At 59.1% G+C, this 20,963-nt stretch carries 23 protein-coding genes; 9 read left to right on the top strand and 14 right to left on the bottom strand.

Annotated features, from left to right (window positions below):
* Positions 1–97: 97 nt before the first annotated feature.
* The 3 genes from NTD87_RS01990 to NTD87_RS01980 all read right to left on the bottom strand — a co-directional run bounded on the left by NTD87_RS01990 (position 98) and on the right by NTD87_RS01980 (position 3,758).
* The gene (locus tag NTD87_RS01990; RefSeq protein WP_262111502.1) at positions 98–1,636 is read right to left on the bottom strand and encodes a SulP family inorganic anion transporter; all 1,539 of its coding nucleotides are present in this window, start codon (positions 1,634–1,636) and stop codon (positions 98–100) included.
* An 88-nt stretch (positions 1,637–1,724) separates the two neighbouring features.
* Entirely contained in the window at positions 1,725–2,456 is a 732-nt protein-coding gene (locus NTD87_RS01985) for a carbonic anhydrase (protein WP_262111501.1), read from the bottom strand.
* A 243-nt stretch (positions 2,457–2,699) separates the two neighbouring features.
* Positions 2,700–3,758 (bottom strand): PA0069 family radical SAM protein, encoded by a 1,059-nt coding sequence (locus NTD87_RS01980; protein ID WP_262111500.1) that lies wholly within the window; start codon positions 3,756–3,758, stop codon positions 2,700–2,702.
* 243 nt (positions 3,759–4,001) lie between these two features.
* On the opposite strand from NTD87_RS01980, the gene NTD87_RS01975 reads away from it, so the two are divergent.
* Entirely contained in the window at positions 4,002–4,307 is a 306-nt protein-coding gene (locus tag NTD87_RS01975) for a hypothetical protein (RefSeq protein ID WP_262111498.1), read from the top strand.
* A gap of 99 nt (positions 4,308–4,406) precedes the next feature.
* On the opposite strand, the gene NTD87_RS01970 is transcribed toward NTD87_RS01975, so the two are convergent.
* From NTD87_RS01970 to NTD87_RS01960, 3 genes are read right to left on the bottom strand one after another with little or no spacing between them, the layout of a single operon-like run.
* Positions 4,407–5,714, bottom strand: a complete 1,308-nt coding sequence (locus NTD87_RS01970; protein ID WP_262111497.1) for a c-type cytochrome — start codon at positions 5,712–5,714, stop codon at positions 4,407–4,409.
* A gap of 12 nt (positions 5,715–5,726) precedes the next feature.
* Complete coding sequence (locus NTD87_RS01965; RefSeq protein WP_262111496.1) at positions 5,727–7,511, bottom strand: GMC family oxidoreductase; 1,785 nt, start codon at positions 7,509–7,511, stop codon at positions 5,727–5,729.
* Between the two features lie 2 nt (positions 7,512–7,513).
* A complete protein-coding gene (locus NTD87_RS01960) occupies positions 7,514–8,254 on the bottom strand; it encodes a gluconate 2-dehydrogenase subunit 3 family protein (protein ID WP_262111494.1) in 741 nt (246 codons plus the stop codon).
* Positions 8,255–8,562: 308 nt separating this feature from the next.
* Between NTD87_RS01960 and NTD87_RS01955 the strand changes: the two genes are divergently transcribed.
* Positions 8,563–9,219, top strand: a complete 657-nt coding sequence (locus tag NTD87_RS01955; RefSeq protein WP_262111492.1) for a protein tyrosine phosphatase — start codon at positions 8,563–8,565, stop codon at positions 9,217–9,219.
* A 133-nt stretch (positions 9,220–9,352) separates the two neighbouring features.
* Here NTD87_RS01955 and NTD87_RS01950 read toward each other — a convergent pair whose 3' ends face one another.
* Both NTD87_RS01950 and prlC read right to left on the bottom strand, forming a co-directional pair.
* The gene (locus NTD87_RS01950; protein ID WP_262111491.1) at positions 9,353–9,643 is read right to left on the bottom strand and encodes a YheV family putative zinc ribbon protein; all 291 of its coding nucleotides are present in this window, start codon (positions 9,641–9,643) and stop codon (positions 9,353–9,355) included.
* Positions 9,640–11,718 carry an oligopeptidase A gene (gene prlC, locus NTD87_RS01945; RefSeq protein WP_262111490.1) on the bottom strand — a complete coding sequence of 693 codons (2,079 nt, stop codon included), beginning with the start codon at positions 11,716–11,718 and terminating at the stop codon, positions 9,640–9,642. The genes NTD87_RS01950 and prlC overlap by 4 nt, the downstream gene beginning before the upstream one ends.
* 62 nt (positions 11,719–11,780) lie before the next feature.
* On the opposite strand from prlC, the gene NTD87_RS01940 reads away from it, so the two are divergent.
* Together NTD87_RS01940 and NTD87_RS01935 are read left to right on the top strand one after the other, a co-directional pair.
* A complete protein-coding gene (locus NTD87_RS01940; RefSeq protein ID WP_262111489.1) occupies positions 11,781–12,326 on the top strand; it encodes a gamma carbonic anhydrase family protein in 546 nt (181 codons plus the stop codon).
* 24 nt (positions 12,327–12,350) lie between these two features.
* Positions 12,351–13,001 carry an HAD family hydrolase gene (locus NTD87_RS01935; RefSeq protein WP_262111487.1) on the top strand — a complete coding sequence of 217 codons (651 nt, stop codon included), beginning with the start codon at positions 12,351–12,353 and terminating at the stop codon, positions 12,999–13,001.
* An 82-nt stretch (positions 13,002–13,083) separates the two neighbouring features.
* On the opposite strand, the gene NTD87_RS01930 is transcribed toward NTD87_RS01935, so the two are convergent.
* The gene (locus NTD87_RS01930; protein WP_262111485.1) at positions 13,084–14,175 is read right to left on the bottom strand and encodes an aminopeptidase; all 1,092 of its coding nucleotides are present in this window, start codon (positions 14,173–14,175) and stop codon (positions 13,084–13,086) included.
* A gap of 58 nt (positions 14,176–14,233) precedes the next feature.
* Here NTD87_RS01930 and NTD87_RS01925 point away from each other — a divergent pair, with 58 nt between their 5' ends.
* Positions 14,234–14,650: a hypothetical protein gene (locus NTD87_RS01925; RefSeq protein WP_262111483.1), complete on the top strand. Its 417-nt coding sequence runs from the start codon at positions 14,234–14,236 to the stop codon at positions 14,648–14,650.
* Positions 14,651–14,690: 40 nt separating this feature from the next.
* On the top strand, positions 14,691–15,110 hold the full coding sequence (locus NTD87_RS01920; RefSeq protein WP_262111481.1) for a hypothetical protein: 420 nt from the start codon (positions 14,691–14,693) through the stop codon (positions 15,108–15,110).
* 6 nt (positions 15,111–15,116) lie between these two features.
* Here NTD87_RS01920 and NTD87_RS01915 read toward each other — a convergent pair whose 3' ends face one another.
* Together NTD87_RS01915 and NTD87_RS01910 are read right to left on the bottom strand one after the other, a co-directional pair.
* Positions 15,117–15,350, bottom strand: coding sequence for a DUF1161 domain-containing protein (locus tag NTD87_RS01915; RefSeq protein WP_262111480.1), 234 nt, complete (start codon positions 15,348–15,350; stop codon positions 15,117–15,119).
* A 126-nt stretch (positions 15,351–15,476) separates the two neighbouring features.
* Entirely contained in the window at positions 15,477–15,908 is a 432-nt protein-coding gene (locus tag NTD87_RS01910; RefSeq protein ID WP_262111478.1) for an OsmC family protein, read from the bottom strand.
* A 241-nt stretch (positions 15,909–16,149) separates the two neighbouring features.
* On the opposite strand from NTD87_RS01910, the gene NTD87_RS01905 reads away from it, so the two are divergent.
* Positions 16,150–17,151, top strand: a complete 1,002-nt coding sequence (locus NTD87_RS01905; protein WP_262111476.1) for an LLM class flavin-dependent oxidoreductase — start codon at positions 16,150–16,152, stop codon at positions 17,149–17,151.
* A 68-nt stretch (positions 17,152–17,219) separates the two neighbouring features.
* Here the strand turns inward: NTD87_RS01905 and NTD87_RS01900 are convergent, their stop codons facing one another.
* The 3 genes from NTD87_RS01900 to NTD87_RS01890 form a co-directional block, all read right to left on the bottom strand.
* On the bottom strand, positions 17,220–17,441 hold the full coding sequence (locus NTD87_RS01900; protein ID WP_123427032.1) for a DUF1161 domain-containing protein: 222 nt from the start codon (positions 17,439–17,441) through the stop codon (positions 17,220–17,222).
* Between the two features lie 133 nt (positions 17,442–17,574).
* Positions 17,575–17,790, bottom strand: a complete 216-nt coding sequence (locus tag NTD87_RS01895; RefSeq protein ID WP_123427033.1) for a dodecin — start codon at positions 17,788–17,790, stop codon at positions 17,575–17,577.
* An 88-nt stretch (positions 17,791–17,878) separates the two neighbouring features.
* Positions 17,879–18,778 carry a LysR family transcriptional regulator gene (locus tag NTD87_RS01890; protein ID WP_262111472.1) on the bottom strand — a complete coding sequence of 300 codons (900 nt, stop codon included), beginning with the start codon at positions 18,776–18,778 and terminating at the stop codon, positions 17,879–17,881.
* Positions 18,779–18,905: 127 nt separating this feature from the next.
* Between NTD87_RS01890 and trpB the strand changes: the two genes are divergently transcribed.
* Together trpB and trpA are read left to right on the top strand one after the other, a co-directional pair.
* Positions 18,906–20,141, top strand: a complete 1,236-nt coding sequence (trpB, locus tag NTD87_RS01885) for a tryptophan synthase subunit beta (protein WP_262111470.1) — start codon at positions 18,906–18,908, stop codon at positions 20,139–20,141.
* Complete coding sequence (gene trpA, locus NTD87_RS01880; RefSeq protein WP_262111468.1) at positions 20,141–20,953, top strand: tryptophan synthase subunit alpha; 813 nt, start codon at positions 20,141–20,143, stop codon at positions 20,951–20,953. The genes trpB and trpA overlap by 1 nt, the downstream gene beginning before the upstream one ends.
* Positions 20,954–20,963: the final 10 nt, after the last annotated feature.

Below are 20,963 nucleotides of genomic sequence, written 5' to 3'. Positions count from 1 at the left end.
TGCTCGCGAAAGCGGTGGATCAGTCGAGATAAATGTTGACTGCCTGATCGCTTTCGTCGGATCGCCGCCCGGAGCAAGCCCGCTCCCACACTGTTATCTATCTGGCGGAACCTACCCCAACGGTCGTCCGCAATCGCCCCTCCAGCCTGCGCTTCAACCCGCGCGCCTCAATCAGCAGTTTCGAGCCTTTGCTGGCATTGGCCCGGCCCCATTCCTCAAGCAATTCCAGACATGAGTGGTCGATGTAACTCAGGTTATTCAGCGGCACATGCACCGTCGTACCGACCGGAATAGCCCCCAGGACCCGGGTCAACGCCGGCACCTTGAGAAAGGTCGCAGCCCCCACCAGTCGCAACTCCATTTGACTCGCTGCCGGAAGGTCGATCAGGCTGATCTTCAGTCGCGAGGCCTTCCAGGCCAGCTTCGCCAGGGTCAAGCCAAAACCGATCAGCACCCCGGTCAACAGGTCGCTGAAGATGATCGCCAGCGCGGTCGCCGCATAGGTAAACATTGGCATCCGACCATAACGTGCCAGTCCGCGAAACGCCTTGAGGTCCACCAGTTTCACCCCGGTATACACCAGCACACCGGCCAGGCTGGCCACCGGAATGCTTTGCAGCACACTGGACAGCAACAACACAAACGCCAGCAGCCAGACACCGTGAAGGATCGCCGACAACCGCGTCTTGGCACCGGCCTGCACATTGGCTGAACTGCGCACGATCACGCCCGTCATCGGCAGCGCACCGACCAGACCGCACAACATGTTGCCCACACCTTGGGCGGACAATTCGCGGTCGAAATCCGAACGCTCACCGCTGTGCATGCGATCCACTGCTGCTGCCGAGAGCAGGGTTTCGGCGCTGGCGATGAAGGCCACGGCGAAGGCGGCGATCAACAGGTTGGGGTCGGCCAGATTCAGCAGATCGGCCGGCTTTAGCCAGTCAATCGCCTCGGCCAGATTGGCCGGGACTTCGACCCGTTTGACGTTCAATGCCAGCGCCAGACTGGCAAGGGTCGCCAGACCAACACCGAGCAGGGCGCCGGGAATGAAGCGCAGCGATTGCGGACGAAAATTCTCCCACAACCCCATCACCAGAATCGTCGATAACCCAAGCAGGCCGGCCTGCCATCCCAGCCCGCCGCCCAGTGTCGGCAAGGCTTGGGCAACGGTGGTCGGAAACCCGCTGAGGTTATCCAGGCCGGAGGGTTTAGGGACACCGTCGAGCATCACATGCACCTGGGACAGCACGATCAGCACCCCGATGCCCGCCAACATGCCGTAGACCACCGCCGGCGCCGTGACACGGAACCAGCAGCCCAGCCGCAAACGCCCGGCCACCAGCTGTAGAAACCCGGCCAGTAATAGAATCGGTCCGAGCATCGCCACGCCATGCTGGCGCACCAGTTCAAAGACCAGTACCGCCAGCCCCGCAGCCGGACCGCTGACTTGCAGCGGCGAACCGGCCAGCCAACCGACCACCAACCCACCGATAATCCCGGTGATCAGGCCCTTGGCCGGCGGCATGCCGGAAGCGATTGCAATGCCCATGCACAAGGGCAGGGCGACCAGAAACACCACCACCGAAGCCAGCAGCTCCCGTGGCAAAACAGCTTTCAATTGCGCAGCACGCATGAGGTTCTCCTGAGATTTTTCAGGCATGACGAAGCCCGACCGCTTTTCCAGCAGCCTCGACCAGGTCAGACAAGGTGTTTAGGAGGATTTAGAAGCGCGCTTTGGGCGTCGCCACGGGAATCGGATGGCTGCCATCCAGAGGCAGGAAGCAGCCCTGATCCGCGTCATACGCTTTGATTTCGCTGGTTTCGATGCTGTAGACCCAGCCATGGATAAACAGCTGACCGTTGGCCATGCGCGAGGCCACTGAGGGGTGAGTGCGTAAATGCTGCAATTGGGCGATGACGTTTTCTTCGGTGAGCACCTGCATGCTTTCGTTTTCGTCAGCGCAATGGCAGTTCTCCTGGACCATGGTTTTTGCCACTTCGGCATGACGCAACCAGGCTTTGACCGTGGGCATTTTTTCCAGGCTTTGCGGATTGAGTACCGCACGCATGGCGCCACAATCGGAGTGTCCGCAAATGATGATGTGCTGCACGCCAAGGGCCAGCACCGCATATTCGATGGCCGTGGAAACCCCGCCATTCATCTGCCCATAGGGTGGCACTACGTTGCCAACGTTGCGGGTGACGAACAGATCGCCAGGGGCGCTTTGGGTAATCAATTCGGGAACGATGCGAGAGTCCGCACAAGCAATGAACATCGCTCTGGGCCGCTGAGCGGTAGCGAGTTTCTTGAAGAGTTCTTCCTGTTGCGGGAAGACCTCGTGGTGGAAGTGTAAAAAACCGTCAATGATGTGCTGCAGCGCTGCATCGGCGCTTTCGGCCTCGGGCAGGGCTGAAACCGACGCAGCCAACGGCTGTTTATCCTTGTCACTCATAATTCATCCTCTTTGACGGAGTAGGGAAATTTTCCCGTTTTACCTGGGACAAAGCCAGCGACTGGCTGGAAAACATTCAGATCGCCGACAAGTGACCATCCAGTCACTCGATGAACAAGGTAACCAGCGAAACTTAACTCAAACTGAATCAACCGCTCTAGAACGTGCGTTCCAGGTTACAAAAAACGTGACCGGCGTACAAACACACCGCGTTTTTCACTACTCACCATAGGCCAATTGTTGCTAAAGCAACGACATTTGAGCACCCGGCGGACAAAAGGCTTCGCAGTCCAGATTGAAACCTTCACGTTGATTGAGTCCAAGACGTTTTATCGTTTTGGCAAAGCGTTGCGCCAGCAGGTCGGCGAACGGTCCTTCGCCGCGCATACGAGCGCCAAAGCGGCTGTCATACAGTTCACCGCCGCGGCTTTGACGGATCAAACTCAACACATGGGCTGCACGTTGCGGATAGTGAGCCGCCAGCCATTCCTCGAACAGCGGTGCCACTTCCAGTGGCAGGCGCAACATCATGTAGGCCGCACTCTGCGCACCGGCCGCATGCGCTTCGGTCAGCAGGCTTTCCAGCTCACTGTCGTTGATCATCGGGATCATCGGCGAACACAAGACGCCTACTGGAATCCCGGCCTCGCGCATGACCCGAATCGCCCGCAAGCGAGCCTTCGGAGCCGCCGTTCGCGGCTCAAGGATGCGTTTGAGCTCGTCGTCGAGGCTGGTCAGGCTGATCATCACCGCCACCAGCCGCTGCTCGGCCAATTCACTGAGCAGATCCAGATCGCGAAGGATCAGCGAGCCCTTGGTAATGATGGTCACCGGATGCCGGTAACGCAGCAGCACCTGGAGAATTCGACGGGTGATTTTGTGTTCGCGCTCGATCGGCTGATAGGGATCGGTGTTGGAGCCCAGGTTGATCGGCGCGCACTGATAACCGCGCCTGGAAAGCTGCTGCTCCAGTACGTCGGCGGCGTTGCTTTTGGCAATCAGTTTCGTCTCGAAATCCAGGCCCGGCGACAGGTCCCAATAGGCATGGCTGGGACGCGCATAGCAGTAGATGCAGCCGTGTTCGCAACCTCGATAGGGATTGATCGAACGGTCGAAGGGCAGGTCAGGCGAATTGTTGCGGGTGATGATGGTTTTCGCGGTCTCGATCATCACCTCGGTGCCCTGGGTCAGCGGTGCTTCCTGATACCAGCCATCGTCCTCAGCCACCGAGCGGTTCGGCGCAAAACGATTGTGCGGGTTGCTGGCGGTCCCACGACCGCGAGGTGGCAAGGGCGTGAACATTGGAAAAACCTCACTACTGTATACATGTACAGTATCGAAAAATCCGCTGTCAGGCCAGTGCCGTTCGGCTCCTTTAACGAAGGCGCCAAGTTAACGCCCTGTCTGGTTTATATAACTACTGGTTAATCAACCTAGAAGCGTAAGAACAAGAAACATATAACCATTGGTCATCCGATTAACATAGCCCGTACTATCCTTGGCACACGCAACATCACACTGGATAACCATTAAAAGGATTTAACAATGTCTTTCTTTAATCAACGCGGTATCTTTCTACAACTGCTGGCGCCGACCATCGTTAGTCCACAGGAAGCACAAGTCTCGATGCAACTTGCACGAAAAGAGCTGGGTTGGGATGCGAAAAACGAAGTCCAAACCGAGACATTGGTAGACTCGATTTTCGTCACCGCAGTTTCCAGCGACGGCGGTCGATCCTTCAATATCAAGACGGTCAGCAAGGATGTGGACGGTGATGGCGACATTGACGCCGATGACAAGGCCAAGCTGCTGGCATTGGCCAAAGCTTACGCAAGTATTGTCAATCCATGATTGGACTTGATCGCGTAGTGGCTAATACGCTCTACCGATCATAAACCAACGCCTGCGAAACTCATTTCGCAGGCGTTGGTTATTGCAACTTAACAAACATCAATAAGACTTTGTCAGTTGCCCAGACTTATCAACCGCCGTTGATTTCTCCCCCTCTCTGCGCAAGTCGGCGACGTCAGCCGGTTTAATCTGCGGCCCTTTGTTCCCCCAACTCGTGCGAATGAAGTTCACCACGTCTGCCACTTCCTGATCCGACAAACGCCAGGCAAATGCAGGCATCGTGAACGTCGATGGTGCGGTGTGAGTCGCCGGCAAGGTGCCGCCCTTGAGCACGATATTGATCAGTGACGTCGGATCGTCCGATTGCAGCACCGGGTTGCCGGCCAGAGCCGGGAAGACTCGGGTGTAACCGTGCCCGTCGGTACGGTGGCAGGCGGCACAGTTATCGATGTACACCGACGCACCAGGTTTGCTGTCGTCACCTTTCCACAGCGCCTGCGCCACTTGCTTGTCGTACAGGTGCGGCTGATCGTTGGGGTCGTTCGCCGGCAAGGACTTGAGGTATCGGGTGATCGCCGTCAGATCCTCATCGCTCATGTACTGCATGCTGTGCACCACCACATCACTCATGCCGCCGAACACCGCACTGCGGTCGCTGCGGCCGGTCTTGAGAAACTGCACCAGTTGCTCTTCGCTCCAACTCCCAAGGCCGTCCTTGTGATCGCCCCGCAAGCTTTTCGCGATCCAGCCTTCCAGCGGCGCGCTGCCCGACAGAAACGCACTGCCTTCATGGGCGCTCAAGGCTTTTTCCTGCATGGTCAGGGCACGCGGCGTATGGCAGGCACCGCAATGTCCGAGACCCTCCACCAGATAGGCCCCACGGCTGATTGCCACCTCTTCGCCGGCGGCAGGTTGATACGCCTCGACACCCGGCGCAAACAGCCAGCGCCAGCCGGTCAACGGCCAGCGCATGCTCAAGGGCCAAGGGATGTCGCTGTCCTTGTTCTCTTGAGCGACCGGCGCCACACCTTTCATGAAATAGGCATACAGGGCTTTCATATCTGCATCGCTGACGCGGGCATAAGACGGATACGGCATGGCCGGGTAAAGCGTACTACCGCTTTTGGCGACGCCATGGCGCACGGCTTTGTCGAAATCGTCAAAGCTGTAGTCGCCGATGCCGGCCTTGTCCGGGGTGATGTTGGTGGAGTAGATCGTGCCAATCGGGGTTTCCATCGGCAAACCGCCAGCGAACGGCTTGCCATCCTTGGCAGTGTGGCAAGCCACGCAGTCCCCGGCACGGGCCAAGTATTCGCCCTGTTTGATCAAGGTCTGCGAATAATCTTCTGCCGCACTGATCGAGCAACTGCTGAGCAGGGCGAGGGTAGCGATAACGAGTGTCTTCATAGTCATCGCTCCTTAAGCCTGGACCAGCGGGCCGGGGTTCTTCAGGTACTGCTCACGAATCGCCCGCGCCGACCAGTAGGTCAGTGCCGCGACCAGACCGGTAGGGTTGTAACCCAAACCTTGTGGGAACGCCGAAGCACCCGGCACGAATACGTTATGCACATCCCAACTCTGCAAATAACGGTTCAGCGCACTGGTTTTCGGGTTAGTGCCCATGATCGCGCCACCGTTGAGGTGGGTGGTCTGGTAGGAGGCCGTATTGAAGTGCTCACCGACCTTTTTGCCGAGCCAGGCAATGGACTTGGGGTTCATCGCTTCCGCGATCTTGTTCATCTTGCCGACCATGAAGCGGTTCATCTTGATGTCGTTTTCCTGCCAGTCGAAGGTCATCCGCAGCAGCGGCTGGCCATAGGCATCGCGGTAAACCGGGTCGAGGTCCAGGTAGTTGCCACGGTAGGACTGATGCGCACCGTGAGCGTCCATCGACACCTGGTGGGTGTAGTAATCGGCGGTCGCACGTTTCCAGGCACTGCCCCAGGCGGGTGTTCCCGGCGGGTTCGAAGTCCCGGCAATCGGCCGGCTGCCCGCCTGGTTGACCCACATTGGAGATCCACCGACGAAGCCGTGCGGACCGTGGTCGAAGTTGTCGGCGTTGAAGTCATCCACCGCTACACCGTTGCCGCCCGCACCGATGAAATTGTTGGTGTGCACGTCTTTGTCGAAGAAGGCCTTGATGGTGGCCATGTTCTGATAGGCGAAGTTCTTGCCGACCACACCTTCACCACTGATCGGGTCGTACGGTTTGCCGATCCCGGACAACAGCATCAACCGCACGTTGTGAAACTGGAACGCGCCGAGAATCACCAGATCCGCCGGTTGCTCAATCTCCCGGCCCTGAGCATCAATGTAGGTCACCCCGGTTGCCTTGCGCTTGGTGCTGTCGAGATTGACCCGCAGCACGTGGGAGTTGGGCCGCAACTCGAAGTTAGGCAATGGCTTGAGCGCCGGCAGGATATTCACGTTCGGCGAAGCCTTGGAGTACATGTAGCACACGTAACCGCTGCAAAAACCGCAGAAGTTGCACGGGCCCATCTGCGCACCGTAGGGATTGGTGTAGGGCCCGGAGGTATTGGCAGAAGGCAGGTTGTAGGGTTTGTATCCGACAGCGTTGGCAGCATTCTGGAACAACTGCGCGGAATACGTGTTCTTCTGCGACGCCAACGGGAAGTGGTTCGAACGGTCCGGCGCATAGGGGTTACCGCCCTTGCCTTCGCCGACCACCTGGCCATTCACGGACCAGGCCTGGCCCGAGGTACCGAAGACTTTTTCGGCGTAGTCGAAAAACGGCTCCAGCTCTTCATAGCTGACGCCAAAGTCCTGGATGGTCATGTCCTTGGGGATGAAGTGCTTGCCGTAGCGCTCCTCATAGTGACTGCGCATGCGCAACTCGATCGGGTCGACCCGAAAATGCACGCCAGACCAGTGCAAGCCGGCCCCACCGACACCATTGCCCGGCAGGAACGCGCCGAGCTGACGGTTGGGCAGCGCAATGTCATTCACGCTATGGCGAATGGTCACCGTCTCTTTGGAGATGTCCTGAAAGAGTTTCTTGCGCACGCTGTAGGTGAGTTCGTCGATCACCTGCGGATAGTTCCCATCAGGGTAGGTGTCCTGCATCGGCCCGCGTTCCAGCGCCAGCACATTGAGGCCGGCCTCCGTCAGCTCCTTGGCCATGATCGCCCCGGTCCAGCCAAACCCGACGATCACTGCGTCGACCTTCCTCATGGTGGTTATCATGCTTACGCCCTCTCGCCGCGAATCGAAACTGCCGGGAAGGGGTATTGCTCGTTGCGTTCAACCCAATCCATGAAATCGGCGCGGGCGCCGGGGAAGCCGATCATGGTCCAGCCGACCATGCCTTTATTGCCACCGTGGATCGGGTCGCAGAAGAACCCTTCCTTGGTGTTTTGCAGCAAAAGATTGAAAAAAATCTTCGGTGGAACGCTGTCGAATGTCGGTGTACCGGCCTCCAATTGCTTGAGCAAATCGTCTCGGGTAGCGCTGTCTTGCGCAGCAAAGGCTTTCCCGTTGAAAGCCTTCGACCAGGCGTCCGTTGCAGCGATGCCCAAACGGTAGATGTCCTTCGGAACCAGTTTGCTCTGCCAGCCCATCTCCGGCGCAGCGTCCGCGTTGAACGGACCCTGCATGTACCAAAGTGCGCCCGCCGCGTACGGGGTATTCATTTGGCGGTCGATGTATTCCGGCACACCCGCTTCGAGTGCACCCGGACCTTGTTCATCGGCAGGAATCAAGCGTGCGACTGCCGCCTGAAGAAACGCCCACTCTTCAGCGGTGAAGTAGCTCGGCTCATAAACACGGGTGCTGACCGGGGTTTTGCCCGGGCTGGCCGGAGCGGGCTCAGGGGCAGCCAACAAAACCGAGCTGCCCAGACCGGTGCTGGCAACGGTGACCACCGGAATCAAGGTCAGGGATTTGCGTAAAAACTCACGCCGCGGGTTGTCTCGATCTTGATCAGACATGGGGGGTGCACCTCATCAGGCATTCACGGATAGATCAGCCACTTCATGGAGCAGCTTGTCGTTTTGGCAGTAATGCGGGCCGGTCGAGGCCCGATAGAAAGAACATGTCAGCAAACTTTAGTTACAAATGGTAGCAGGCTAAGTATGCGGATGAACCGTTTCAGCTTCAAATTCACAGATTATTTCGCACGCTTCACCGGCGCCTTCAGGCTTAACGATTCTTTGACAAGCACCTCACAGAGCTTTGACTGCTCAGGGTTCAGGCTGGGATTTCGTCGCCCATTCCTTCATCCACGGCCCCCTGACTCATGTCGAAAAACCGCCTCTTGCGAGCACTGTGCCTGTCGTTAATGGCGTTCTTTGCGTTCGATCAGGTTCAGGCTGAGCCACCTCAATCCATCCGTCCTGGTGAGTGGGCCCAGCCCGTCGAAGCGCAGTACGGGCTTTACCAGATGTCACCGACCCTCTATCGCAGTGCACTCCCGGATCGCGGGACTCTGCCGTTGCTGGAAAAACTCCAGGTCGAGACGGTGATCAACTTTCTCCCCGAATCCGATTCCAGCTGGCTATCGATACCTGGGGTCAACCTGGTGCAATTGCCGTACAAAACCAGCCACGTCGATGACAGCGAGGTATTGAGCGCGTTGCGGGCCATTCAAACCGGTCAAAGCAAAGGCCCGGTGTTGATACATTGCAAACGTGGATCGGACCGTACCGCCCTGATAGCCGCGATGTACCGCGTGGTAGTGCAAGGCTGGAGCAAGGAAGACGCGCTGAGCGAAATGACCCAAGGCGGTTTCGACGACAATACCCACTTCAAAAACGGCATTCGCTACATGATGCAGGCCAATATCGACAAACTGCGTACCGCGTTGGCCAACGGCGATTGCAGTACCAGCGTGTTTGCCACCTGCTCGATGAAAAGCTGGCTCAAAACGGTCAATAGCGAAGAGCCGAAGATCTGAGGGGCGCGCCACAACACGCCCCTTACCCGATCAGGTAAGGCGGGTCGTAGACCTGCAATTGAGAATGGTGGTGCTGGATAAATACCGCCCTTGAGCGATCAGGCTCAAAGGCGGATTTCAAAGCGCGGGATGATCAGGACTGATCGTCGGACTTTTTCTTTAGCTTCGGATTGGGAAAGAACTGCACAGCCTGGACCTTGGCGTCCGGGACTTTCAACGCGGTGGTGTTGACCCGCGTCCCCAATTCCTTGGGCACTGACAGACCTTGCTCGTTCAGCGTGTCGGAATAACCGCAGGCCACGCATTCGCGGTGCGGCACATCGTCTTCGCTCCACATCATCAACTTGTCCGGCTCACTGCACGCCGGGCAGACAGCCCCGGCGATAAAGCGTTTCTTGGTTTTGCTCACAGTCCCGTCACTCATGCTGCCGCGTCCTCGTTGAGGCCGCTGTGGCGCAAGAGTGCGTCAATCGACGGCGCACGTCCGCGGAAATCGACGAACAGCACCATCGGCTCCTGAGAACCGCCGCGGGCCAGGATTGCTTCGCGGAACGCACGACCGGTGGCCGCGTTGAGCACGCCTTCTTCCTCGAACTTCGAGAAGGCATCGGCCGACAGGACTTCAGCCCATTTGTAGCTGTAGTAACCCGCCGCGTAACCGCCGGCGAAGATGTGCGCAAAGCTGTTGGGGAAACGGTTGTAGGCCGGTGGACGCATCACCGAAACCTCATCGCGCACGCCTTCAAGCACTTGCAGCACGCTGCGGCCGTCGCCGTGAGTGGCATGCAGTTCGAAGTCGAACAGCGAGAATTCCAGCTGACGCACCATCATCAGCCCGGACTGGAAGTTCTTCGCCGCCAGCATTTTTTGCAGCAGGTCCTGCGGCAGAGGCTCGCCGGTTTCGTAATGACCGGAGATCAGCGCCAGGCCTTCCGGCTCCCAGCACCAGTTTTCCATGAACTGACTTGGCAGCTCGACCGCATCCCAGGCCACGCCGTTGATACCGGACACACCAGAATATTCGACGCGGGTCAGCAGATGATGCAGACCGTGACCGAACTCGTGGAACAGGGTGGTGACTTCATCGTGGGTCAGCAGGGCAGGCTTGCCGCTGTCGGCCGGAGTGAAGTTGCACACCAGATTAGCCACCGGGCTTTGCAGCACGCCTGCGGCGGTGCGGCGATGATCGCGAGCGCCGTCCATCCAGGCGCCGCCGCGCTTGTTGGCGCGGGCATACAGGTCGAAGAAGAAGCGCCCGACGTGTTGGCCGTTCTCCTTGATTTCGAACAGGCGAACGTCCGGGTGCCAGGTGTCGAAGCCTTTCTGCTCGGCGATTTCGATACCGTACAGACGCTGGACGATGGCAAACAGACCGCTCAGTACTTTATCGATCGGGAAATACGCACGCAGCGCTTCCTGGGCGACGCTGTAACGCTGCTCACGAAGTTTTTCACCGTAGAAACCGCTGTCCCAGCTTTGCAGATCCGGGCAGCCCTGTTCGGCGGCGTAAGCCTTGAGTTGTTCCAGATCCTGCGCGGCGAACGGCTTGCTGCGCTTGGCCAGATCGCGCAGGAAGCTCAGCACCTGATCGCTGGATTCGGCCATTTTGGTCGCCAGGCTCAGCTCCGAGAAACTGGCGAAACCCAACAGCTTGGCCAGCTCCTGACGCAGGTCGAGGATTTCTTCCATCACCGGGCTGTTATCGTTCTGACCGGCGTTCGGGCCTTGGTCCGACGCACGGGTGCAGTAGGCAGCGTAGACTTCCTCGCGCAACGCGCGGTCATGGGCGTAGGTCATCACCGCGAAGTAGCTGGGGAACTCCAGGCTGATCAGCCAGCCTTCCAAACCTTTGGCCTCGGCAGCGGCAGCCATTTGCGCCTTGGCCGAGTCGGTCAGACCGGCGAGGGCGGCTTCATCGGTGATGTGCTTGGTCCAGGCCTGGGTGGCGTCGAGCAATTGGTTGGAGAAGCGGCTGCCCAGCTCGGACAGTTTGCTCTGCACCTCGGCGTAACGCTTTTGCTCAAGCGCAGGCAAATCGATACCCGACAGACGGAAGTCACGCAGCGCGTGTTCGAGAATGGTTTTTTGCGCAACATCGAAATCGGCCGCTTCCGGGCTGTTGATCAGGGCTTCATAGGCCTCGAACAGTTCACGGTTCTGGCCCAACTCGGTGGCGTAGGCACTCAGTGCCGGCAGGCAGGACTCGTAAGCCTCACGCAGTTCGGCGCTGTTGCACACGGCATTCAGGTGGCTGACCGGGCTCCAGGCCGCGCCCAGACGATCGTTCAACTCGTCCATCGCCAGCACCAGACCGGCCCAGGTAGGCTGCTTGCCCTGGCTTTTGAGGATCTCGGCGATGGCGGCGCGGTTGTCAGCGAGGATCTGTTCGATGGCCGGTTGTACGTGCTCGGCGCGGATGGCCGAGAACGGTGGCAGGTCGTAGGACTGCAAAAGAGGGTTGTTCACGCTCACGGTTGGCACCTTGGCTGGAAGAAACATGCGGCCATCTTAATTACAATCGACGCCATCCGCAGCTATCAGCAAAAGAGAGAGAGCCTATCGTGTCCCTTCGCAAGTACCAGAACCACACCCCCGTGCTCGGCAAAGGCGCATTTGTCGACAGCTCGGCGGTGGTGATCGGCGACGTCGAAATAGGCGAAGACAGCTCGGTCTGGCCGCTGACCGTGATCCGCGGCGACATGCACCGCATCTGTATTGGCCAACGCACCAGCGTGCAGGATGGCTGCGTGCTGCACATCACCCACGCCGGCCCCTTCAACCCGGACGGCTTTCCGCTGCTGATCGGCGATGACGTGACCATCGCCCACAAAGTCATGCTCCACGGCTGCACGGTCGGCAACCGGATCCTGATCGGCATGGGCAGCATCGTCATGGACGGTGCGGTGGTCGAAGACGAGGTGATCATCGGCGCGGGCAGCCTGGTGCCGCCGGGCAAATGCCTGGAAAGCGGTTTTCTCTATGTCGGTAGCCCGGTTAAACAGATCCGCGCGTTGACTGACAAGGAACGGGCGTTTTTCACCTACAGCGCGGCGAATTACGTGAAGCTCAAAGACCTGCATCTGGCCGAAGGCTACGACCAACCCTAGGCCTACTCAATTTCAGGAATTTTCATGCATTACCAAACCGTTCTATTCGACCTCGATGGCACCCTGACCGACCCGCGTGAGGGCATCACCCGCTCGATCCAGTTCGCCCTGAGCAAACTGGGGATCGACGAGCCTGACCTGACCAGGCTCGAACACTTTATCGGCCCGCCGTTGCTGCAAGCCTTCATGCAGTTCTACGACTTCGACGAGCCCAAGGCCTGGGAGGCGGTAAATTTCTATCGCGAGCGCTTCAAGGTCACCGGCCTGTATGAAAACCGTGTGTTCGACGGCGTCACGCCACTGCTGGAAACCCTCAGCGGGCAAGGGCGGCAGCTGTACATCGCGACGTCGAAGCCGTGGATTTTCGCCCGGGAAATCGCCCGGCACTTCGGTTTCGATCGGCACTTCAAAGTGATCTACGGCAGCGAACTGGACGGCACCCGCACCGACAAGGTCGAGCTGATTGCCCATTTGATGGCCGAAGAAGGCCTGGACCCGGCCACCACGCTGATGATCGGCGACCGTAAACACGACCTGATCGGCGCCAGGCGCAACGGGCTGGACGCGGCAGCGGTGGGTTATGGCTTCGGTAGCCACGAAGAGTTGAGCGCCGAACAGCCGGCGTATCACTTCGAGACATTGGCCGAGTTGCATCAGGCGTTTTTGCGGGGTTAGTTAAATAGCCATCGCGAGCAGGCTCGCTCCCACAGTGGATCGCATTCCAATGTGGGAGCGGGCTTGCTCGCGAAAGGGCCGCTCAGCCATCAGACTTCTCTGACTCTGCCAATGCTTTCAGCGCCGCCTTGCGCTCACCAACTGGCAACGCACCCAATTTCTCGACCGCCGCATAAAACTTCAGCCAATCCCCACCCGACTGTTTGAACACCACGGCAAACGCCGGCACCCATTGGTCATAGAGCCCGAAAGGCAGCAGCTTGGCGTTGTTCATCGGGGCATTGATCCAGGCGTCGTAGCGCTTCTCGCCGGCCCATTGGCTGTCGCGCAGGGTTCGGTAGTCGCTGCGCAAGCGCTCGAACTCGGCCGCTTTGCGCTGGCGCATCTGCTCAGCCGCCAGGGGCAACGCATAGAGCTTTTCGAGCCGCGTACGGGTATCCAGAACCAACCGGGTGAATTGATCAAGCTGATGCGCTTGAGCCTCACTGGCCGGAGGTAAACCGCGCGCCGCGCGCCATTGGCGGGTGCCTTCCTGTTCTACGAAGGTGGCGTAAGACTCGTTGAACTCAGTGTCGTCCTTCACGTAAAACCGCTGATGCGCCAACTCGTGAAAAATCAGCGTCGCCAGGCGCTCGTCGCCCCAGTTCATCATCGAACTGATGATCGGGTCGTCGAACCAGCCCAGGGTCGAATAGGCTTCAACACCGCTGATCGACACGTCCATGCCTTGTTGACGCTGCAGCGCCGCTTCGCCTCGCGCGGCGCTCTGGCTGTAGTACCCACGGTAGGCCACGCACCCGGCGATCGGAAAGCAATGGTTCTGCGGCTTGAGGGAAAATTCCGGCGTGGCGAACACATTCCACACCACGAACGGTCGGCCGATGTCGGTGTAGAGGCGATAGCTTCGGTTGTCCGGCAGGTGTAACTGCCGGCTGGCGAACTCACGGGCCTTTTGCGATTGGGCCAGGCGTGCACGCAGTTTCGCGTCACGCGCAGGGTCGGCAATCACCTCGCTCACTGGCTCACGCGCCCGCAGCAATTGCCACTGACCGCTGGCCAACTGGCTGTAGTAACTGACGCTCGTGCAACCGTTGAGCAGTAAAAGCAACGCGGCTGGAAACAAAACGCGCAAAACGCGATCAAGTAACCGATGGCTTGGAAGCGGCTTGATCACATCGAATCATCCTTGGGGAGTCTGCCCGCAAGACTATCTCGCCTACTGGAGCTTCGCTATGCGCGCGTTATTGCTGACTGCAAACCTGCTGATGTTGGCCGGCTGTGCTGGACTGCCCCAACCCGACCCAACGCAAGCCTGGATCGACCTGGGCCCCCATCAAGACGACACCGTGCTGCAAGCGCTGGAAGTCGATGCCAAGGCCTGGGCCGATAAACGCTACTTCGAAGTGCCACCGGGCAGCCATGAACTGAAGGTGCGTTATCAGTTCGCGGTGCAGCCGACCAACATCGGCCCCGACGCCGAACCGCTGTGGCGCGATTGCCACTTGAGTGTGAAATTCAACGACTTCAGCGCCGGCCAGCGGTATCAGCTGCAAGCAGGGAACATCGGCTTCCAGCCGTGGGCCAAGCTCTATGATCAGCAGCGAAAAGTCGTTGGCCAAGCGCACCCGGCGGGCTGCCAGCGCACCTGATCGGCGCTATGCTTAATACCCGACCACCCGGAATTTCATCATGCGCAGGACTCTGCTTTTTCTCGCCATCAGCTCGCTGGCTGCCTGTATGAGCCCGATGCCAGCCGCGAACCCGAACATGGCCTGGGTCGACTTCGCCATGCCGTCGCCCGGGGGCAAAGTCCTCATGGCCGAGAGCCTGGACAAAAAGACCCTGGATGACGGGCGATTCTTCCAGGTCACGCCAGGCAGCCATGAACTGAAGGTGCGTTTCGACTTCGAGGTGTCTTCCGGAGGCTTTGGCATGGACTTGGATGCGCCAAACCGACTGTGCTACTTGACCGTGCATTACGATCATTTCGAAGCCGGTCAACGCTACCTGCTCGAAGCCCGCTCACTGGGCTTCACGCCCAGCGCCCGGCTGTATAACGCCAAGCGCGAACTCATCGCCGAAGGTAGCGAGACTTTTTGTGTGCAGTAAGGCGAATTATCTGTCGTTCTTCTGGTAGATGATCTTCTTCGTGCCGCCTTCACAAGTGCCAACCACCATGTTCTGATCGTGGACCTCGTCGTTGGTGACGATCTCCAGGGTGTAAGACGACACGTTATTGGCCTGGATCTTGGCTTCAATCTCGGCTTTAAGTTCTTCGCAGGATTTGGGCGCCGCCAGGGCCGATGTGGCCAGCGCACCGCAGATAACCGCCAAGGCAAAACGTTTCATGGTTGAAGCTCCATTCAGGCAGCGCGCACAGTCATGCGCTGAAGCTGCTGTCACTTATTCGACCACAGTTTTACCCAGCGAGTTCTGATTTGTAGCAGCTGGCGTGCCAGCTGCTACCAGGAACGATCAGCTAACGAGCGTCGCATCAAGCGTGATTTTGGCATTCAACACCTTGGAAACCGGGCAGCCTTCTTTGGCTTTTTTGCTCAGTTCTTCGAATTGCTGCTGGCTGGCGCCAGGGATTTTCGCTTTGAGCGTGAGGTGCACGGCGGTGATCGCAAAGCCACCGTCGACCTGATCCAGCGTCACCTCGGCATTGGTATCAATGCTGGTGGCTTTCAGGTTGGCCTCGCCGAGAATCATCGAAAAGGCCATGGAGAAACACCCCGCGTGAGCGGCGCCGATCAACTCTTCCGGGTTGGTGCCCGGGCCGCCTTCGAAACGCGCCTTGAAGCCATAAGGTGCATTTTTCAGGACCCCGGTTTCAGTCGAGATAGAACCAAGGCCGGTTTTCAGATCACCGACCCAATGCGCCGATGCTTTCTTTTTGATACTCATCTCTGCCTCCTCAAAATCCGGCGCGAAGGGTCGCGCCTTCATGGTTTTCGGTTGCCTGGGTTCTGAGGATAGAAGGCTTGGCAAAGTTCACCTTGTCGGATCGAACCGCTTATCCGGTCGGCAAATTCATGTCTGCTATTGAAACTCGGGTATATGCCCACATTGCATGGAACATGCTTATGCATTCGGCAGGTTTTCGTTGGTGAGAAAAGCCTGCGTAACCCATTGGAGAAGCCGGCTTATGAAACAACTGTCCGATACCAAGTTCTCGACGCTGGACCTTGTGCCCGTTCGCGAGAATGGCAGCCCCGCGCAATCGCTGCGCAACTCACTGGATTTGGCGCAACACGTCGAGAAGTGGGGTTATAACCGCTTCTGGGTCGCCGAACACCACAACATGGATGGCATCGCCAGCTCGGCGACGTCAGTACTGCTCGGCTATCTGGCCGGCGGGACGTCGACCATTCGCGTCGGTTCCGGTGGTGTGATGCTGCCCAACCATGCGCCGCTGGTGATCGCCGAGCAGTTCGGCACCCTCGAGAGCCTCTATCCTGGGCGGATCGACCTTGGTCTGGGCCGCGCTCCGGGTTCCGACCAGATGACCGCCCGCGCCTTGCGCCGTGAACGCTCCGGCAGTGCCGACGACTTCCCGGAAGACGTGGCCGAACTGGTGCGCTACCTGGGCCCACGCACGCCGGACCAGCGCATAATCGCGATGCCCGGCACTGGCACCAATGTGCCGGTCTGGCTGCTGGGTTCCAGCCTGTTCAGCGCGCAACTGGCCGGCGAACGCGGCTTGCCTTACGCCTTCGCCTCGCATTTCGCACCGCGTTATATGCATGAAGCGATTCGGGTTTACCGCAATCACTTCAAACCTTCAGCCGTACTGGATAAACCCTACGTGATGCTCGGTGTACCGCTGGTTGCCGCCGACACCGACGAACAAGCCGATTATCTGGCGACCTCGGTCTACCAACGAATACTGGCACTGATGCGCGGCCAAAGCCTGGTCCAGCGCCCACCGGTGAAAACCATGGACGGTCTGTGGTTGCCCCATGAGAAAGAAGCCGTCGGTGATTTCCTGGGTCTGGCCATGATCGGCAGCCCGGCGAAAATTCGCGGCAAGCTTGAGGTGCTGATCGAGCAGACTCAGGCCGACGAGTTGATCTTCACCAGCGACCTGTACGAACACGCTGATCGCCTGCATTCCTACGAGCTACTGGCGCAAGTGATGAAGGGCTAAGCCTTAAACAGCGCCCAGAAAAAAGCCGACGCCATGGCGTCGGCTTTTACATAAACAGCCGACTCAATCTACTTCTTGTAGACGATGACCTTCTTGCCTGCCTCGCACTTGCCGACCACTTTGCCGCCCGCGGCCGCGCCTTTATCAACGATTTCCAGCGAATAGTTTTTGGAGCCCTTGGCGTCGATTTTTGCCGCGATTTCGCTTTTCAACTCTTCGCACGGTTTGCCCGCCGCAAAGGTTGTTCCCGCAATGCTCAACAAACCCACCGCCAACATAAATTTCTTCATCGGTCACATTCCCTGGTCGGATCAAAAGGGGTAAGCGTTAACACTTGAGCGTCTGTCGCTCAAGACAGAAGTAGCGCTTTGCCATTCCCTATGGCAATCGGCCAGCGCACAAGTTCAAAAGCCTAGCTCAACCTCAGCTATTGGCAATCCGGAATCCGACCTTGAGCGTCACTTGAAAGTGCGCCGCCTGGCCGTCCTTGATGTGCCCGCGGGTTTCGGTGACCTCGAACCATTCCATGTGCTTGATGCTTTTGCTGGCCTCGGCCAAGGCGTTGTTGATGGCTTCTTCAATGCTGGTAGGGGACGAGCCAACCAGTTCGACTTTCTTGTAAGTGTGATGGTCAGTCATGGCGCACTCCTTTTTGTGTAAATAGAGCCTAGCAGCGATTTTTCCTCTTACCTGTGTAACCGCTGGAGTCCCGACCCACACATGCCACTCAATCAATGACGGGCTGGCGCAGCTCGTTTTTCAGCCACTGCGCCAACTGCCGAGCGCGGCCGTCCGCGGCGCGCTTGGGTAGCCACAACGCCAGTTGCGCCGGGGTTTCACTAAAGCCCCACGGCGCAATCAGGCGACCGGCCTTCAAATCCTCGGCCACCAATGGTTCAGGGGCAATCGCCACGCCCAGCCCGGCCACCGCGGCCTCCAGCAAATAATACAAATGCTCGAAACCCTGCCCGAGCTTCAGCGCTTTGGCATCGAGGCCGTTGCGCTGCGCCCAACTGGGCCAGGCTTGCGGGCGGGAGGTGGTGTGCAACAAGGGCTCGTTGAGCAACACAGCGGCTGGCGCCTGACGCAGGGTGTCGTAACCGGCAAAGCGCGGGCTCAGCACCGGGCCGATGCGCTCGCTGGCCAATTCATACACCTGCATGTCCGCAGGCCACGGCGGCTCGGCAAACACCAGCAAGGCATCCAACCCCGGCCGCCGTGGGTCGAGATCGCCTTCGCCGGCCGACAGGTGCAAGCGCAAATCCGGCAGGTCGGCATTCAACCGACCCAGACGCGGAATGAACCAGCGCGCCAGCAAGCTGCCGGAGCAACCGAGCACGAACGGTGCGTCGGCGTGGCCTTGCGTCAGCTCACCGCAAACCGTGCGCAAGCGCTCGAAGGCCTCGCTGCTGGCATCGTGTAAACGCACGCCGGCATCTGTGAGTTTCAGGCCGCGTCCATCCTTGACGAACAGGCTCACGCCCAGATGCTCTTCCAGCACTTTCAACTGTCGGCTGACCGCGCCGTGGGTCACGTGCAGTTGCTCCGCAGCCTGACTGACGCTGTTCAAGCGGGCAGTGGCCTCAAAGGCGCGCAGGGCGTTCAGCGGGGGAAGGTCGTGGCTCATGGGATATGTGAGTTTTCCTGACAGGTTACGGCGATCTTATCGGTTTTCAGGCTGGAACGTCAGGGGTAGAGTGAACGCCATTGCCCTGCTACGAATTAACTTTTTTGGAATTCAACTGGAGCGCCCCATGACCCAGACTAATCTGCGCAACGGCCCTGATGCCAACGGCCTGTTTGGCGCGTTCGGCGGCCGCTACGTTGCCGAAACCCTGATGCCGTTGATCCTCGATCTGGCCCGCGAATACGAAGCGGCCAAGATCGACCCGGCATTCAAAGAAGAACTGGCCTACTTCCAGCGCGACTATGTCGGTCGCCCAAGCCCACTGTATTTCGCCGAACGCCTGACCGAATTCTGCGGCGGCGCCAAGATCTACCTCAAGCGCGAAGAGCTGAACCACACCGGCGCGCACAAGATCAACAACTGCATCGGCCAGATCCTGCTGGCGCGGCGCATGGGCAAAAAACGCATCATCGCCGAGACCGGCGCCGGCATGCACGGCGTGGCCACCGCCACCGTGGCTGCGCGTTTTGGTCTGGACTGCGTGATCTACATGGGCACCACCGACATCGAGCGCCAACAGGCCAACGTGTTCCGCATGAAACTGCTGGGCGCCGAAGTGATCCCCGTGGTTGCCGGCACCGGCACCCTGAAAGATGCGATGAACGAAGCCCTGCGTGACTGGGTGACCAACGTCGACAGCACCTTCTACCTGATCGGCACCGTGGCCGGCCCACACCCTTATCCGGCGATGGTCCGCGACTTCCAGGCGGTGATCGGCAAGGAAACCCGCGAACAACTGCAAGCCCAGGAGGGCCGCCTGCCGGACAGCCTGGTGGCGTGCATTGGCGGTGGCTCCAATGCCATGGGCCTGTTCCACCCGTTCCTCGATGACAAAAGCGTCGAGATCATCGGCGTTGAAGCAGCAGGTCATGGCATCGAAACCGGTAAACATGCGGCCAGCCTGAACGGCGGCGTACCGGGCGTGCTGCACGGCAACCGAACGTTCCTGTTGCAGGACGACGATGGCCAGATCATCGACGCTCACTCGATTTCCGCCGGCCTCGACTATCCGGGTATCGGCCCGGAACACGCCTGGTTGCATGACATCGGCCGCGTCCAGTACACCTCGGTAACTGACCACGAAGCCCTCGACGCCTTCCACAAATGCTGCCGCCTGGAAGGGATTATTCCTGCACTGGAAAGCGCCCACGCCCTGGCCGAAGTGTTCAAACGCGCACCAACGTTGCCGAAAGATCACCTGATGGTGGTCAACCTGTCCGGCCGTGGCGACAAAGACATGCAGACCGTCATGCACCACATGGAGCACTCTCAACAAAATCAGTCCCAGCAGGAGAAACACTGATGAGCCGCCTGCAAACACGTTTCGCCGAACTCAAAGAACAGAACCGCGCCGCCCTGGTGACCTTCATCACTGCTGGCGACCCAAGCTATGACACTTCGCTGGGGATCCTCAAAGGTCTGCCAGCGGCCGGCGCCGACGTGATCGAGTTGGGCATGCCCTTCACCGATCCGATGGCCGACGGCCCGGCGATCCAGCTCGCCAACATCCGCGCCTTGGGCGCCAAACAGAACCTGGCGAAAACCCTGCAAATGGTTCGCGAGTTCCGCAAAGACAACGACGACACCCCGCTGGTGCTGATGGGTTACTTCAACCCGATTCACTACTACGGCGTACCGCGCTTCATCAGCGATGCCAAAGAGGCCGGCGTTGACGGGCTGATCGTGGTCGACATGCCGCCCGAGCATAACGCCGAGCTGTGCGACCCGGCGCAAGCGGCAGGCATCGACTTCATCCGCCTGACCACCCCGACCACCGACGACGTGCGCCTGCCAACCGTGCTCAATGGCAGTTCCGGTTTCGTGTACTACGTGTCGGTGGCCGGCGTGACCGGTGCGGGCGCAGCGACCCTGGAACACGTCGAAGAAGCCGTCGCCCGTTTGCGTCGCCACACCGACCTGCCGATCAGTATCGGTTTTGGTATCCGCACACCGGAGCAAGCGGCGTCCATCGCCCGTCTGGCAGATGGTGTGGTGGTGGGTTCGGCACTGATCGACCACATCGCCAACGCAACGACGCCTGACCAGGCCATCGACGGCGTACTGAGCCTGTGCTCGGCGTTGTCCGAAGGCGTACGCAAAGCCCGCGTCAGCTGAGAGTAAAGTT

Origin of the sequence: Pseudomonas sp. 6D_7.1_Bac1 (assembly GCF_025465945.1) — a bacterium.
Classification (GTDB): Bacteria; Pseudomonadota; Gammaproteobacteria; order Pseudomonadales; family Pseudomonadaceae; genus Aquipseudomonas.
The sequence above is the reverse complement of the archived record's forward strand: the minus strand, read 5'-3'. Positions and strand labels throughout refer to the sequence as shown.

What these genes read in the sequence shown, in the direction of transcription:
- NTD87_RS01990 (WP_262111502.1), bottom strand. Translation starts at nt 1,636, where the DNA reads ATGCGTGCTGCGCAATTGAAAGCTGTTTTGCCACGGGAGCTGCTGGCT.
- NTD87_RS01985 (WP_262111501.1), bottom strand. Translation starts at nt 2,456, where the DNA reads ATGAGTGACAAGGATAAACAGCCGTTGGCTGCGTCGGTTTCAGCCCTG.
- NTD87_RS01980 (WP_262111500.1), bottom strand. Translation starts at nt 3,758, where the DNA reads ATGTTCACGCCCTTGCCACCTCGCGGTCGTGGGACCGCCAGCAACCCG.
- NTD87_RS01975 (WP_262111498.1), top strand. Translation starts at nt 4,002, where the DNA reads ATGTCTTTCTTTAATCAACGCGGTATCTTTCTACAACTGCTGGCGCCG.
- NTD87_RS01970 (WP_262111497.1), bottom strand. Translation starts at nt 5,714, where the DNA reads ATGAAGACACTCGTTATCGCTACCCTCGCCCTGCTCAGCAGTTGCTCG.
- NTD87_RS01965 (WP_262111496.1), bottom strand. Translation starts at nt 7,511, where the DNA reads ATGATAACCACCATGAGGAAGGTCGACGCAGTGATCGTCGGGTTTGGC.
- NTD87_RS01960 (WP_262111494.1), bottom strand. Translation starts at nt 8,254, where the DNA reads ATGTCTGATCAAGATCGAGACAACCCGCGGCGTGAGTTTTTACGCAAA.
- NTD87_RS01955 (WP_262111492.1), top strand. Translation starts at nt 8,563, where the DNA reads ATGTCGAAAAACCGCCTCTTGCGAGCACTGTGCCTGTCGTTAATGGCG.
- NTD87_RS01950 (WP_262111491.1), bottom strand. Translation starts at nt 9,643, where the DNA reads ATGAGTGACGGGACTGTGAGCAAAACCAAGAAACGCTTTATCGCCGGG.
- prlC (WP_262111490.1), bottom strand. Translation starts at nt 11,718, where the DNA reads ATGTTTCTTCCAGCCAAGGTGCCAACCGTGAGCGTGAACAACCCTCTT.
- NTD87_RS01935 (WP_262111487.1), top strand. Translation starts at nt 12,351, where the DNA reads ATGCATTACCAAACCGTTCTATTCGACCTCGATGGCACCCTGACCGAC.
- NTD87_RS01925 (WP_262111483.1), top strand. Translation starts at nt 14,234, where the DNA reads ATGCGCGCGTTATTGCTGACTGCAAACCTGCTGATGTTGGCCGGCTGT.
- NTD87_RS01920 (WP_262111481.1), top strand. Translation starts at nt 14,691, where the DNA reads ATGCGCAGGACTCTGCTTTTTCTCGCCATCAGCTCGCTGGCTGCCTGT.
- NTD87_RS01915 (WP_262111480.1), bottom strand. Translation starts at nt 15,350, where the DNA reads ATGAAACGTTTTGCCTTGGCGGTTATCTGCGGTGCGCTGGCCACATCG.
- NTD87_RS01910 (WP_262111478.1), bottom strand. Translation starts at nt 15,908, where the DNA reads ATGAGTATCAAAAAGAAAGCATCGGCGCATTGGGTCGGTGATCTGAAA.
- NTD87_RS01905 (WP_262111476.1), top strand. Translation starts at nt 16,150, where the DNA reads ATGAAACAACTGTCCGATACCAAGTTCTCGACGCTGGACCTTGTGCCC.
- NTD87_RS01900 (WP_123427032.1), bottom strand. Translation starts at nt 17,441, where the DNA reads ATGAAGAAATTTATGTTGGCGGTGGGTTTGTTGAGCATTGCGGGAACA.
- NTD87_RS01895 (WP_123427033.1), bottom strand. Translation starts at nt 17,790, where the DNA reads ATGACTGACCATCACACTTACAAGAAAGTCGAACTGGTTGGCTCGTCC.
- NTD87_RS01890 (WP_262111472.1), bottom strand. Translation starts at nt 18,778, where the DNA reads ATGAGCCACGACCTTCCCCCGCTGAACGCCCTGCGCGCCTTTGAGGCC.
- trpB (WP_262111470.1), top strand. Translation starts at nt 18,906, where the DNA reads ATGACCCAGACTAATCTGCGCAACGGCCCTGATGCCAACGGCCTGTTT.
- trpA (WP_262111468.1), top strand. Translation starts at nt 20,141, where the DNA reads ATGAGCCGCCTGCAAACACGTTTCGCCGAACTCAAAGAACAGAACCGC.